Source organism: Bacillota bacterium, assembly GCA_013178125.1.
In the GTDB taxonomy this organism is placed as follows: domain Bacteria; phylum Bacillota; class SHA-98; order Ch115; family JABLXJ01; genus JABLXL01.
This window is the reverse complement of the sequence record JABLXJ010000002.1, coordinates 185607-199154: the sequence shown is the minus strand read 5'-3', so window position 1 is coordinate 199154 and position 13548 is coordinate 185607. Positions and strand designations below refer to the sequence as shown.

Annotated in this window: 12 protein-coding genes; all 12 read right to left on the bottom strand. The window is 61.2% G+C overall.

Features of this window, described 5'->3' with window-relative positions:
• Window positions 1-18: 18 nt before the first annotated feature.
• Entirely contained in the window at window positions 19-1581 is a 1563-nt protein-coding gene (gene purH / locus HPY71_03190; protein ID NPV52510.1) for a bifunctional phosphoribosylaminoimidazolecarboxamide formyltransferase/IMP cyclohydrolase, read from the bottom strand.
• A gap of 78 nt (window positions 1582-1659) precedes the next feature.
• A complete protein-coding gene (locus HPY71_03185; GenBank protein NPV52509.1) occupies window positions 1660-2316 on the bottom strand; it encodes a phosphoribosylglycinamide formyltransferase in 657 nt (218 codons plus the stop codon).
• 106 nt (window positions 2317-2422) lie between these two features.
• Complete coding sequence (locus HPY71_03180; GenBank protein ID NPV52508.1) at window positions 2423-3523, bottom strand: phosphoribosylformylglycinamidine cyclo-ligase; 1101 nt, start codon at window positions 3521-3523, stop codon at window positions 2423-2425.
• A gap of 40 nt (window positions 3524-3563) precedes the next feature.
• Complete coding sequence (locus HPY71_03175) at window positions 3564-5072, bottom strand: amidophosphoribosyltransferase (protein NPV52507.1); 1509 nt, start codon at window positions 5070-5072, stop codon at window positions 3564-3566.
• A gap of 105 nt (window positions 5073-5177) precedes the next feature.
• Window positions 5178-7595: a phosphoribosylformylglycinamidine synthase subunit PurL gene (gene purL, locus HPY71_03170; GenBank protein NPV52506.1), complete on the bottom strand. Its 2418-nt coding sequence runs from the start codon at window positions 7593-7595 to the stop codon at window positions 5178-5180.
• The gene (gene purQ / locus HPY71_03165; GenBank protein ID NPV52505.1) at window positions 7573-8295 is read right to left on the bottom strand and encodes a phosphoribosylformylglycinamidine synthase subunit PurQ; all 723 of its coding nucleotides are present in this window, start codon (window positions 8293-8295) and stop codon (window positions 7573-7575) included. Before purQ ends, purL begins: the two co-directional genes overlap by 23 nt.
• Before the next feature lie 29 nt (window positions 8296-8324).
• On the bottom strand, window positions 8325-8684 hold the full coding sequence (purS, locus tag HPY71_03160) for a phosphoribosylformylglycinamidine synthase subunit PurS (GenBank protein ID NPV52504.1): 360 nt from the start codon (window positions 8682-8684) through the stop codon (window positions 8325-8327).
• 250 nt (window positions 8685-8934) lie between these two features.
• Window positions 8935-9654: a phosphoribosylaminoimidazolesuccinocarboxamide synthase gene (locus tag HPY71_03155; GenBank protein ID NPV52503.1), complete on the bottom strand. Its 720-nt coding sequence runs from the start codon at window positions 9652-9654 to the stop codon at window positions 8935-8937.
• A 119-nt stretch (window positions 9655-9773) separates the two neighbouring features.
• Complete coding sequence (locus HPY71_03150; GenBank protein NPV52502.1) at window positions 9774-11066, bottom strand: adenylosuccinate lyase; 1293 nt, start codon at window positions 11064-11066, stop codon at window positions 9774-9776.
• 362 nt (window positions 11067-11428) lie between these two features.
• A complete protein-coding gene (gene purE, locus HPY71_03145; protein ID NPV52501.1) occupies window positions 11429-11947 on the bottom strand; it encodes a 5-(carboxyamino)imidazole ribonucleotide mutase in 519 nt (172 codons plus the stop codon).
• A complete protein-coding gene (locus HPY71_03140) occupies window positions 11937-12524 on the bottom strand; it encodes an orotate phosphoribosyltransferase (GenBank protein ID NPV52500.1) in 588 nt (195 codons plus the stop codon). The genes purE and HPY71_03140 overlap by 11 nt, the downstream gene beginning before the upstream one ends.
• 139 nt (window positions 12525-12663) lie before the next feature.
• Window positions 12664-13467 carry an orotidine-5'-phosphate decarboxylase gene (gene pyrF / locus HPY71_03135; GenBank protein NPV52499.1) on the bottom strand — a complete coding sequence of 268 codons (804 nt, stop codon included), beginning with the start codon at window positions 13465-13467 and terminating at the stop codon, window positions 12664-12666.
• Window positions 13468-13548: the final 81 nt, after the last annotated feature.

The following is a 13548-nucleotide window of genomic DNA, read 5'->3' as shown; positions in this document are numbered from 1 at the left end:
GGGTCCGGCCAGTAGATATTAGTGGCGAAAATGCCGCACGCCCGTAAATACCATCGCGATGCCATATTCATTTGCAGCCTCGATAGAATCCTCATCCTTGATTGACCCACCGGGCTGGATTATGGCGGTTACGCCCGCCTTGCCCGCTGCGTCCACGGTATCCCGCATGGGGAAGAAGGCATCCGATGCAAGGACCGAGCCATATGCCTTCTCGCCCGCCTGCTCAATGGCTATCCTCGCGGCACCGACCCTGTTCATCTGGCCGGCCCCGACGCCTATCGTAGCCCCGTCCCTGGCCAGCACTATGGCGTTGGACTTCACGTGTTTCACGACCTTCCAGCCAAAGAGCATGTCCTTCCACTCGGCCTCGGTGGGCTGGCGGCGCGTAACGACCTTAGCGTCCTCGAGCTTGAAGTCCTCAACGTCCCGGTCCTGCACCAGCAGGCCGCCCACCACCTTCTTCAGATCGTAGCCCTTATACGACCTGCTCGCGCTGATATCCCCTATCTCGAGCACCCTGAGGTTCTTCTTTTGAGTCAGGATGGAGAGGCTAGCCTGGTCAAATGACGGCGCCATCACAATCTCAAGGAAGATCGAGCTCAACTCCCTGGCCGTCGCCTCATCCATCGGCCGGTTCACCGCGACGATGCCTCCGAATATGGATACTGGATCGCTCTCATAGGCCTTGCGGTAGGCCTCCAGGATGCTGGAGCCACAGCCCACACCGCATGGGTTCGCATGTTTTACGGCGACAGCGGCCGGCTCATCAAACTCCGCGAGGATCTCCAGGCAGGCGTTTGCGTCGTTGATGTTATTGAAGGAAAGCTCCTTGCCCCAGAGCTGCCTGGCATTGGATATGCAGGGGACGGCGATTTTGGGCTCTACGTAAAACGCGGCCCCCTGGTGGGGGTTCTCGCCGTAGCGGAGGTCCTGCGCTTTGCGGTATGTCAGGGTCATGACCTCCGGGAACCCCGCCGCGGCGGCGCCCGCGATTTCTGGGCGCTTTCTCAGGAAGTCGTATATGGCGCTATCGTATTTCGCCGTGTGGAGGAACGCCTCGAGGGCGAGCTGCATCCGAGTCTTCCTGGAGATCCCGCCGGTCGCCCGCAGCTCATCGAGGACCTGGCCGTAGCGCGCCGGGCTTGTGATGACCGCCACACCATCCGAATTCTTTGCCGCGGACCTGATCATGGTCGGCCCGCCGATATCGATGTTCTCGATCGCGTCCTCCAGGGAGACCCCGGGCTTCGCGACCGTCGCCTCAAAGGGATAAAGGTTTACGACAACCAGGTCTATCGGCTTGATATCGAGCTTTGCGAGTTGCTCCTCATGCTCGGCCTTGCCCCTGATGGCCAGTATGCCGGCGTGAATCGCAGGATGCAAGGTCTTCACCCGGCCGTCCAGCACCTCGGGGAACCCCGTCACCTCATCCACACGAATGGCGGGCACGCCGGCGTCCCGCAGGGCTTTAAATGTCCCGCCCGTCGAGATGATCTCGCACCCGAGCCCTGCGAGCCCCTTGGCGAAATCAATAATGCCCGTCTTGTCCGATACGCTTACAAGGGCCCTCCTGACCTTGATGACATCATCAATAAAATTACCCGCGATGGCCTTTGAATCTCCCATTTGCACTTCACTCCCCGTCCCTTATTATCTAGCTTATAACCCAAACTCAGCAATGCCGGAGCCATTCCCCGACACCGGTCCCGGCAGAATCCTGACCCGCCCGCCCTCGATCACGAGCCGCCCCTCCGCAAAAAGCTGGATCGCGCGCGGGTATAGTATATGCTCCTGTTCGAGAATCCTGGCGGAAAGTATCTCCTCGGTGTCGTCCTCGAGGACCGGCACCGCAGCCTGGAGGATGATCGGCCCCGTATCCACGCCCTCATCTACAAAATGAACGGTGCAGCCTGATATCTTGACCCCGCGCGCGAGGGCCTGGGCCTGCGCGTGCGTGCCCGGGAAGGACGGCAGGAGGGCCGGGTGGATATTCACCAGCCTCCCGTAGAAATGCCTGACGAACCCGGGCGACAACACGAGCATATAGCCGGCAAGCACGACCAGGCCGACATTTCTCCCCTCGAGCTCGGCCTTTAGCGCGTCGTCATACGCCTCGCGCGACGGGTAATGCCGCGGGCTCATGTAGATGGCCTCGATGCCATGATCCCTGGCCCGCCTTAGGGCGAGCGCGTCCTTCCTGTTGCTGATCACGATGGCGATATCGGCCGCGAGATCGCCCCTCTCAATGGCGTCAATAATCGACTGCAGATTGGTCCCCCGGCCCGAAACCAGCACCCCGAGCCTCAAGCGTCGCACGTTCCCCACCTCTATGTCCCAAAGCTTCATCAGAGCGTTATCATCTAAGCTTCATTGATCAAAGCTTCATTAATTAGAGCTCTATCATCAAAACACCATCAGAGGGCTAATCCAAATTCACTATCTCCACGCCCTTGGGCCCCTCCTCGACCCTGCCTATGATGTACGCCGCGTGCCCCATGCGAGCGAGGGCCTCCACGACCCCGTCCGCGGATTCAGAGTCCACTATCACTGCTATGCCAATCCCGAGGTTGTAGGTCCTGATCATCTCGTCGCCCGAGATGTTGCCCGTCCTCTGGATCAGGTCGAATATGGGATGGACGGGCCAGGTGCCCCACTCTATCCTGGCGCGGGTCCCCTCGGCCATCGCCCTCGGCAGGTTTTCGGGAAGCCCGCCGCCGCTTATGTTAGCGATCCCGCGGAGCTCGAAGTCCCGCCTGAGCTGCAGGACCGGCCTGGCATATACCAGGGTCGGCGTGAGGAGCTCCTCGCCCAGGGTTTTGGCGCGCCCGTCGATCGTTCCCAGCTCGGGCACCTCGTCGAAGACGCTGTAGCCCGCCACGTCAAAGAGGACCTTCCGCGTGAGGGAAAACCCGCTGCTCTGCAGGCCGCTCGATGCTATGCCTATAATCGCATCGCCGGGCGCGACCTTCGACCCGTCTATCAGCTCATTACGTTCGACCACGCCTACAGCAAAGCCCGCCAGGTCGTACTCGCCCTCAGGGTAAAACCCGGGCATCTCGGCAGTCTCCCCGCCGATGAGCGCACACCCCGCCTGGCGGCAGCCATCCGCAACCCCTTTCACCACATCCTCGGCCTGCGCAGGATCCAACTTCCCGCAGGCGAAATAATCCAGGAAAAACAGCGGCTCCGCCCCATGGCAGATTATATCGTTCACGCAGTAGGCCACAACATCCACGCCGACGGTATCATGCTTATTCATCATAAAGGCGATCTTGAGCTTCGTCCCGACGCCGTCGGTCCCCGAGACAAGCACGGGATTTCGCATGGCGCCCGAGCCCGATACCTTGAGCGCGAATCCACCGCCGAACCCACCTATATCTCCGACGACCTCGGGCCTGAATGTGGATCGCGCCAGTCCCTTGATGCGGCGCACCACCTCATAGCCCGCCTCGATGTCCACCCCCGCCGCCTTGTAGCTCAAAGACTCCCCTTTCCCTTCCTGCCCTTGCCCTTTACGCCTCAATTCCAAATTCTGATCACCCCTCTATCCCTGCCCTTTATCCTCATGCCCTCAACTCCAGCACATGCTTTTGCGCGGCCCCACCACCCGGCAATTCAACCGGGTACTCGCCATCGAGGCATGCAAGGCACAATGAGCCCTCGAGCGGCCCCATCGCCCCGATAAGCCCCTCGAGGCTCAGGTAACAGAGGCTGTCAGCCCGCAGGTGCTCCCTGATCTCGTCAATTGTGTGATTGGAGGCTATCAGCTCGCCGCGGGCCGACGTATCTATCCCGTAGTAGCAGGGGTAGCGGACCGGCGGCGAAGCGACATACATGTGAACCTTCTTAGCCCCGGCGGACCTCAACATCTCAATAGTCTTGACGCTGGTGGTGCCGCGGACTATGGAATCGTCTATCATGACCACGCGCTTGCCTGCCACCAGGTCCGCGATGGGGTTCAGCTTTATCCTGACCCCGAGCTCCCGCATGGTCTGGCTTGGCTGGATGAACGTCCTGCCAACATACCGGTTTTTCGTCAGCCCCGTATCATAGGGGATGCCCGATGCCTCGGCAAACCCGATCGCCGCCGAGATGCCCGAATCCGGCGCCGCTATAACCATATCCGCATCCACAGGGAACTCGCGGGCAAGGGCCTGCCCCATGCGCTTGCGGGCGGTATGCACACCCACCCCATCTATCTCGCTATCCGGCCGGGCGAAATAAATAAACTCAAAGACGCACGCCGCCCGCCTCCGGGCGGGCACGGCCTGGGAAAACCGGACCCCGCCCCGGTCGATCGTCACCATCTCCCCAGGCCCGACGTGGCGTATGAGACGAGCCCCGACGGTATCGAGGCCGCACGTCTCGGAGGAAATAAAGTAGGCATCCCGCGACTCTCCGAGACAAAGCGGGCGAATGGCATGGGGGTCCCGCAGGGCCATGAGCTTGTCGCCCGCCAGCACAACTATGGAATAGGCGCCCTGGAGCCGGCCTGCGGCTATCCTGACGGCATCCTCGACATCCTGAGCCTCTGACCGCGCCACGAGGTGCAGGACGACCTCCGTGTCAAGGGTGGACTGGAAGACGCTCCCCTGCGCCTCGAGCTCCTTGAAAAGCTCCAGCGTGTTCACGAGATTCCCGTTGTGGGCGATGGCGACCGCGCCGTACTTGCACCGTCCGAGAAGCGGCTGGGCGTTTTCCACGCGGCTCGAGCCTGTCGTTGAATACCGGACGTGCCCAACGGAGATATGGCCCTTGAGGCCATCCAGTACCTCATCGGGGAAGACCTTCGCTACAAGCCCCATCTCCTTGTGGAGAATGAGCGCCTCTCCATCGGATGTCGCCATCCCCGCGCTCTCCTGCCCCCTGTGCTGCAATGCATATAATCCCAGGTAAGTGAGGCCCGCGGCATCGATGCCGGGGCTCTTCCCATATACCCCGAAGACGCCGCACTCCTCCCTGGGCTTATCCGGGCGGCCTCCTGCGCACCTCGCTGCGCAACCCACCGCTCCCGCTCCCTTGCAACTTGCACCCCCGCAGCCTGGCCCCTCGCAACTCACATACGCAGCCATATCATCAACGTCTCCTCGCAACGCCTCATCGTACTACCTCATCACGATGTCTAGTTACAGTGCCTCATAACTGCTCTGCACCGTCTTACCTTGCCTTCTTGCCGCTTACCTTGCCGCTATTTCAGCTGCTGCTTCAGCAGATTCGCCATCACTCATATGCCTTGCTATACTGGTCCTCCACGCGCGATCCAGATCATGCAGATCAAGATCTACGAGGCGCCTCCACCGGCGCTGGCCGGGTCCAACCGGACCCGAATCGGCATCCTCGACTACCCGCATCACCAGCCTGGCCCCGCCGACCCTGCCGATAACCTCAAACGGGATCCCATGGCGGCTGGCCAGTTCCTCCAGCTCCTTACGATTCTCCTCGGGCAGGGACACGACTATCCTGCCCTGGCTCTCGCTGAAGAGCAAGAAATCAGGTCTCATACCGGAGCTCCAGCTGCCGCAGCATTCAATATCGCGGGCACCAGTAGCAACGTCGCAGCCGCCAGCGTCGCAGTGACCAGCATCGCGGCCGTCAGCACCATGATCACTGGTGCTGGAGCCGCCATGGACAATGGCAATGTGCGCCCCAACATTGCCGGAGATACAGCTCTCGGCCAGAGCCACCGCGAGCCCTCCCTCAGCGCAGTCGTGCGCCGAGCTCAACAGGCCGCGCCGCACCGCATCGCGGCAGCAGGCCTGGACGCGCCTCTCGGCCTCCAGGTCGAGCCTGGGTGGGCTGCCTGCAACGACCCCGTGAATCACCTCGAGATAATCGCTCCCGCCCATGTCCGCGCCGGTCGCGCCCAGCAGCACGATGAGGTCGCCCTCCCTCTTAAAACCCTGTGTGATCCTCAGAGCAACATCCGGTAGGAGGCCGGCCATGCCCACCACCGGCGTTGGGTAGATCGCCACGCCCTCCGCCTCATTATAGAAACTTACATTCCCGCTAATAACTGGGATGCCCAGCTTGCGGCAGGCATCGGCCATGCCCTTCACGCTTTCCTGGAACTCCCAGAACATCTCGGGCTTCTCGGGGTTCCCAAAATTAAGGCAATCGGTGATGGCGAGTGGCTCCGCGCCAACGCAGGCCAGGTTGCGGCCAGCCTCCGCTACGGCGATTGCAGCCCCTTGGTAGGGATCGAGGTAGCAGTATCGACCCTGGCAGTCAACGGTCAGGGCGATCCCGACCTCGTGGCCCGGCGTCCCCAGCTCCTTCACGCGCAACACGGCCGCATCAGCCGCGCCCGGCACGATCGCCGTATTCGTCCTCACCATGTGATCGTACTGCTCGTAGACCCATTCCTTACTGGCGATGCTCGGGGATGACATGAGCCTCATCAAGACCTCGTTGTAATCTTGCGGCTCGGGGAGCGTGGCCGGGTCGAAGGCATGCATCTCGTCGATCCGGGCCGGCCTTCTCGCCTCGGGGTTGTAGACGGGCGCCTCGGCCAGGACCTTTGCCGGGATCTCCGCGACCACCTTGCCGTTCTCCTTGACCCGCATGAGCCCGTCGCCGGTCACATGGCCGACGACCACAGCATCCAGGCCCCACTTGGCGAATATCTCGCGCACCTTATCGACCTTATCCGGCTCCACGACCGCAACCATGCGCTCCTGGGATTCCGAGAGCATTATCTCGTAAGGGGTCATCCCCTCCTCACGCCTGGGGACCAGGGAGAGCTCTATCTCCATCCCCGTGCCCGCCCGGGCCGCCATCTCCACCGTGGAGCTCGTGAGCCCGGCTGCGCCCATATCCTGGATGCCGACAACGTAGCCGCCCCTGATGATCTCGAGGCACGCCTCGACCAGGAGCTTCTCCGTAAATGGATCCCCCACCTGGACCGCCGGCCGGCGCTCCTCCGATCTCTCGTCCAGCTCGACCGAGGCGAAGGTAGCACCGTGAATGCCATCGCGCCCCGTCTTCGAGCCTATAACCATAACGGCATTCCCGACGCCCGCGGCGACGCCCCTGGCGATCTCGCTCGTCTTCATGATCCCCACGCACATGACGTTGACGAGCGGGTTTCGCGTGTAAGGCTCCTCGAAGTATACCTCCCCCGCCACGGTCGGGACGCCGATACAATTGCCGTAGCCCGCTATGCCCGCCACAACGCCGTCGAAAAGATACTTCACCTTGTCATTGCTCAAATCCCCAAACCTCAAGGAATCCAGGAGGGCCACCGGCCGCGCCCCCATGGTGAATATATCGCGCAGTATCCCGCCGATCCCCGTCGCAGCCCCCTGGTAGGGTTCAATGGCCGACGGGTGGTTATGGCTCTCCATCTTCATCACTAGGGCCATGCCGCCCCCTATATCCACGATGCCGGCGTTTTCCCCGGGCCCCTGAAGGACCCTCTCCCCCTTCGTCGGAAACAGCTTCAGCGTGGATTTCGAATGCTTGTAACCGCAGTGCTCCGACCACATCGCGCTGAACATCCCGAGCTCGGTGTAGGTTGGCTCCCTGCCCATGATCTCTACAATTCTCTCGTACTCATAATCTTTCAAGCCCATTTCACGCCAGGGCGCATCCTGCATCGTAGCCGCCCCCTCTCGACCAGCGTCTGAGAAGCGATGCGAAGACAAAGCGACCATCCTCCCCGCCCAAAACCCGCTCGACGCACCGCTCGGGGTGGGGCATCATGCCCAGGACATTTCCCTCGCGGTTTATGATCCCAGCTATATTATCGCACGACCCGTTGGGGTTGGCCTCGTCCGTGACCGCGCCATGGGGATCGCAGTATCTGAAGACCACCTGCTTGTTGGCGTTGAGCTCGCGGAGCCCCTCGGGGTCGATATAGTAATTCCCCTCGCCGTGGGCTATGGGCACGGCCAGCACCTGTCCGGGCGCGCACGCCCCCGTGAACGGGGTCCCGGCGTTTTCAACGCGAAGGTGGATGGTCTTGCATATGAACTTGAGGTTGCGGTTTCGCATCATGGCGCCGGGCAGGAGCCCCGCCTCCAGGAGGATCTGAAAGCCATTGCATATCCCGAGCACGAGCCCTCCCCGCTCGGCAAACCTCGTCACGGCCTCCATGATAGGCGAAAAGCGGGCAACCGCGCCCGCGCGGAGGTAATCCCCGTAGGAGAAACCGCCCGGCAGAATTATGCAGTCGAAGCCCGAGATATCGCGGGTTGCATGCCAGATATATTCGGCATCCATGCCCATGACCTGCGCCGCATGGTGGCAGTCGTGGTCGCAGTTCGAGCCGGGGAATATCACAACCCCTACCCTCATTTTCACGGCGTTCACCCCGCTCATAGTCCTCATCGCCCCACCCCCGCACCCGTACCAGTACCTGTACCTGCAGCACCGGCCCCTGCCCCGCCGTCCTGCGCCGCCTGAGATTTCGCCTGGGCCGTCGTCGCCGCACCGCCCGGCTCCGCATCAACATCAACGGCGAAATTCTCGATAACCGGGTTTGCAAGAAGCCGCCGGCACATCTCCTCGACCCTGACGCGCGCCCCGGGGGCGTCCTCCGCCTCGAGCGCGATCTCCATATACTTCCCAACGCGGACCTCCCTGACTTCCTTGTAGCCGAGCCTGTCCAGGGAGCCTTCCAGCACCTTGCCCTGCGGGTCGAGAATCCCCTTTTTCAAAGTCACGCGGACCCTGGCTTTCCACAACATATCCCTATACCCCCCGATATAGCACTTGCAATATACCTACACCTACAATATGTCTAAGCGCAGGTTCTTTAATTTGTGCTAGTTTACCAGGATGTCTTAGGGGTTGCCGGTGTTTGCGCGACGGTGCCTTTGAAATTTGGCAAGGCCCTCGCGCCAAATTTCAACGGAGGCGCGCCGCAAGCGCGCCGTCCCCGGAGCGCAACACCGGCAACCCCTGGAAAAGTGGCGATAATCTTCGAACTCACACTTAGCTTTGCTCTCCCGGCCCTTCCACCCGCCTTAGAACCTCCTGGTAGGCATCCTCTACCCCTCCGAGGTCCCTGCGGAACCTGTCCTTATCCAGCTTCTCACGGGTTGACATGTCCCAGAGCCTGCATGTGTCCGGCGATATCTCGTCGGCAAGGTATACATCGCCCCCGCGCCGCCCGAATTCGAGCTTGAAATCAACCAGCTCAAGCTTCCTCGCCGCAAAAAAGCCCTTGAGATGACGGTCTATGGCAAACGAGAGCTCGACGATGCGCAGGAGTTCATCGTCGCTCGCCAGCTTCATGGCCCTCACATGATACTGGTTGATCATGGGGTCCCCGAGCTCATCGGACTTGTAATAGAACTCGAGCACAGGCTCATCCAGCGACCGCCCCTCCTCTATGCCCAGCCGCTTGGAGAGGCTGCCCGCCACGATATTGCGCATCACGACCTCGACCGGGATGATCTCCACCTTCAGGGCGAGCATATCCACGGGGCTCAAGAGCTCCTTGAAGTGGGTGGGTATGCCCCTTTCCTCCAAATATTTGAAGAGCACGGCCGATATCCTGGCGTTCACCGCGCCCTTGCCCAGTATCGTGCCCTTCTTCTTACCATCGAAGGCCGTTGCGGCATCCTTGAATTCGAATATCACCAGCCCCGGGTCGTCCGTTGCAAACGCTATCTTCGCCTTACCCTCGTAAAGCCGCTCCCTCTTCTCCATGATACCCTCTCCTTCTGATTCACCTTATTACATCATTACACCATCACATCGCGAATGCCCCTGGAATGGGCATTTGCAGGGGCCCGCGGGGTCTGCATCACCACGGGGTGGGGTGGGTCTTAGATGCTCAGTCGATCCAATATTTCATCCACATGCTTGAGATGGTGCGACGGGTCGAAACATGCCTCGATCTCCTGCGCCGTGAGCCGTTCGCGCACCCTGGGGTCGCCCGCGACGAGCTCCTTGAAGTTGAGCCCCTCGTCCCAGGCCTTCGCCGCGTTCGACTGCACTATAGCGTAGGCGTCCTCCCGCGTCAGGCCCTTGTCGACCAGGGCAAGCAGCACAAGCTCTGAAAAGATGAGGCCTCCCGTGCGCTCCAGGTTTTCCCTCATCCGCTCGGGCCGGACGACGAGGCCCTTTACGATGCCTGTGAACTTCCTGAGCATATAGTCCATGAGAATGGTGCTGTCAGGGATGATGATCCTCTCGGCGGATGAATGTGTGATGTCCCGCTCGTGCCAGAGCGCTATATCCTCCAGGGCAACCATGGCATTCCCGCGGATCACGCGGGCGAGCCCGACCATCCGCTCGCACATTATGGGGTTGCGCTTGTGGGGCATCGCAGAGGAGCCCTTTTGCCCCTTCTTGAATGGCTCCTGGAGCTCGAATATCTCTGTCCGCTGGAGGCTCCTGATCTCGGTTGCGAATTTTTCAATGGAGCCCGCCGTGATGGCCAGGGTGGTGAGGAGCTCGGCGTGCCGGTCTCGCTGCAGTATCTGGGTCGAGATGTCAGCGCGCGCGAGCCCGAGCTTCTTACAGACATATTCCTCGACATAGGGGTCGACGTTGGCATAGGTCCCGACAGCTCCCGAGATCTTGCCGAACGCTATCGTCTTCCTCGCCTGCTCTATGCGCGCGAGATTGCGTCGCATCTCCGAAACCCACAAGGCGAACTTGAGGCCGAGGGTCACCGGCTCTGCATGGACGCCGTGGGTCCTCCCGATCATGACCGTGTGCCTGTGTTCCCTGGCGCGCTCGACCATCACGTCTATGAGGACCTTGACATCACCGATGATGATATCCAGCGCATCCAGCATAAGCAGAGACATCGCCGTATCTACAACGTCCGACGATGTCATGCCCATATGAATAAACCTGGACTCCTCCCCGACATTCTCCGCGACGCAGGTCAAGAAGGCTATGACGTCGTGGTTCGTGACCTCCTCGATTTCTTCGATCCTTTTGACGTCAAAGCGCGCGTTTTTCTTGATTTTCTCAAGCGCGTCCGGAGGTATCCGGCCGAGGTTGGCCCAGGCCTCGCATGCGGCAAGCTCTATCTCGAGCCATTTGGAAAAGCGGTTTTCGTCGCTCCAGATCCTTGCCATCTCAGGGTAGGTGTATCGCGGAATCACCTGGCGTCCCTCCTCTGAATAGCTTATCACCGACTGGCGCCGCACTGGTGGAGGTGAGCAGGTAGTCTGCGAGCTCAGGGGTCAATTCGCTCGCAGACTTACTTACCTCCATTACGAACAAAGCATGTGGGGGAAGCATTATAAGAGGTGGCGCCCGGAGGCTCCGCTGAATGTGGGGGAGGCAGGGAAGGCTACGAGGCGCCACCGAAGGTTTGAAATCTCCCGGCCTGGAATATTCGGTTTTCACCGTATTCCATCCAAATTCTAACGCTAGATTGACATCTTGTCAAGCTATTTCCGAACGTTTCTCATCAAAACCTCATAAATATTCGGCATGCCCGACCCTTCCCTGGCCCCGCTGCCTATTCCGTAGATAGTTCGCCCTGCGCGACCCTGGCGGCGGCGCTCGCCACCTGTCTCTCGAGGTCCTGCCGGTATTTTATGAGCCGGTCCCGGATTTCGGGGAACTTGACCCCCAGGATCTCGCACGCGAGCAGGGCGGCGTTCTTGGCCCCGTCGATTGCCACGGTTGCGACCGGGACCCCGCCCGGCATCTGAACCATGGAGTAGAGGGCGTCCACGCCACCGAGGGCGCCGCCCTTGACCGGGACGCCGATGACGGGGAGCACGGTCCAGGAGGCGATAACGCCGGGAAGGTGAGCCGCCATGCCTGCGCCTGCAATGATGACCTCGAGGCCCCTGCCCGCCGCGCTGCTTGCGTATTCCTGGACGCGCGCCGGCGCCCGGTGCGCCGATGCTATGGTAAACTCATAGGGGATGCCGAATTGCTCAAGCACATCCATTGCGGCCTTCATGACCGGGGCGTCGCTCTCGCTGCCGGCTATTATTCCCACCAGAGGATTCGATGAATTAGCTCTCATGTTGCCTCACCACGCTCCCCGGACGCACCAGCGGGATGCCATCGCGGCACAGCGGGCACTCCTCCGGCCGGTAGGTCACCAGCGGCAACCTCAACAGGCTCTCGGTCCGCACGCCGAAATCGGCCCCCCCAGCGCTCCTATCAATAAGCAGGCCCACGCCGACCAGATCGCCGCCGGCATCCTGCACGACCTGGATAACCTCGCGAACAGAGCCACCGGTGGTCACAACATCCTCCACCACAAGGGTCCGTTCCCCTTTCGCGATCGAGAAGCCGCGCCTGAGGGTCCGTCCTGAGCCCTCGCGCTCCACGAAGATGGCCCTCGCCCCGAGGGCCCGCGCCACCTCGTAGGCGAGGATTACGCCGCCCATGGTGGGCCCGACGACAACCGCGACGCCCTGGTCGCCAAACCGCCCCGCCAGCTCCCGGCAGGCCGCCTCCGTGTACTCCGGCCTCTCCAGGACCCTGAACTTCTCCACATATGCGTCGCTGTGCAGCCCTGACGTAAGCAGGAAATGACCATTCAAATAGGCTCCGGTCTCCTTCAATATCCTTAGAAGCTCGCTTCCATCCATTATCGCAAAACAGCCTCCTGTTCCTTCCCATAGGCCTGTTCTGGTTATCTGCCTAAACCATCTACATTATCCTAAGTCTGTCTCTACCTCACGGACTGGTTCCCCGGCTTGATGTGCCTACTCCCCCCCGATAAGCCTGCACCTATTCCCCGGCGTCTATGATGCCGGAAACCTCCTCTATGATGCGCTTCATGGCACCCGCCGGGTCTGGTGCCTGCGTTACCGGCCGTCCGACCACGATGTAATCGGCCCCCGCCCTGAACGCCTCGGCCGGCGAAGCGACGCGCCTCTGATCGCCCGCCTCGGCCCAGGCCGGCCTTACACCCGGGGTGACTATGATGAATTCAGGCCCGCAGGCCTCACGTATCGCCTGCGCCTCCCTCGGGGAGGCGACAACCCCATCAAGCCCGGCCTCCTTCGCGAGCCCGGCGAGCACCACCACCTGCTCGGCGGCCGAGCGCGCGACCCCGAGCTCGCCCCTGAGGCTCCTATCGTCGATGCTCGTGAGCACCGTGACCGCGAGCACCCTCGGCCTCTCCATGCCGAGGCCCACAACAGGCCCGAGGGCCGCCTCCGACACCGCCCCCGATACTGACTGGGCCGCTCGTTTCATCATATCGAGCCCCCCCGATGCATGGACATTGAACATCCATACCCCGAGCCTCGAGAGACTTGCGGCAGCTGCGCCGACCGTGTTCGGGATGTCGTGGAGCTTCAGATCCAGGAAAACCCTCCCTCCCCTCTGCCTGATCTTATCTATCACTGCGGGGCCTGCTGCATAGAAAAGCTCCATCCCGACCTTGAATGAATCTGTGAATTCCAAGAGCCTGTCCACCAGGGCGATGGCCTCGTTCACAGAGGAGACATCAAGCGCAACGATCACCCTGCGGCCAGCCTCGCCCGGGGGCGCGGGTTTCCCCTTATTGTTCCCTTTAATATTGAGCATATTAGATGTTTTCATAGATGCACCCATAAATGCACCCGCTTTCACTGCTGATGATAGGTACCCCCGTAAAACCTACCCCCC

What these genes read in the sequence shown, in the direction of transcription:
- HPY71_03175 (NPV52507.1), bottom strand. Translation starts at nt 5,072, where the DNA reads ATGGCTGCGTATGTGAGTTGCGAGGGGCCAGGCTGCGGGGGTGCAAGT.
- purL (NPV52506.1), bottom strand. Translation starts at nt 7,595, where the DNA reads ATGCAGGATGCGCCCTGGCGTGAAATGGGCTTGAAAGATTATGAGTAC.
- purQ (NPV52505.1), bottom strand. Translation starts at nt 8,295, where the DNA reads ATGAGGGTAGGGGTTGTGATATTCCCCGGCTCGAACTGCGACCACGAC.
- HPY71_03155 (NPV52503.1), bottom strand. Translation starts at nt 9,654, where the DNA reads ATGGAGAAGAGGGAGCGGCTTTACGAGGGTAAGGCGAAGATAGCGTTT.
- purE (NPV52501.1), bottom strand. Translation starts at nt 11,947, where the DNA reads ATGAGAGCTAATTCATCGAATCCTCTGGTGGGAATAATAGCCGGCAGC.
- pyrF (NPV52499.1), bottom strand. Translation starts at nt 13,467, where the DNA reads ATGCTCAATATTAAAGGGAACAATAAGGGGAAACCCGCGCCCCCGGGC.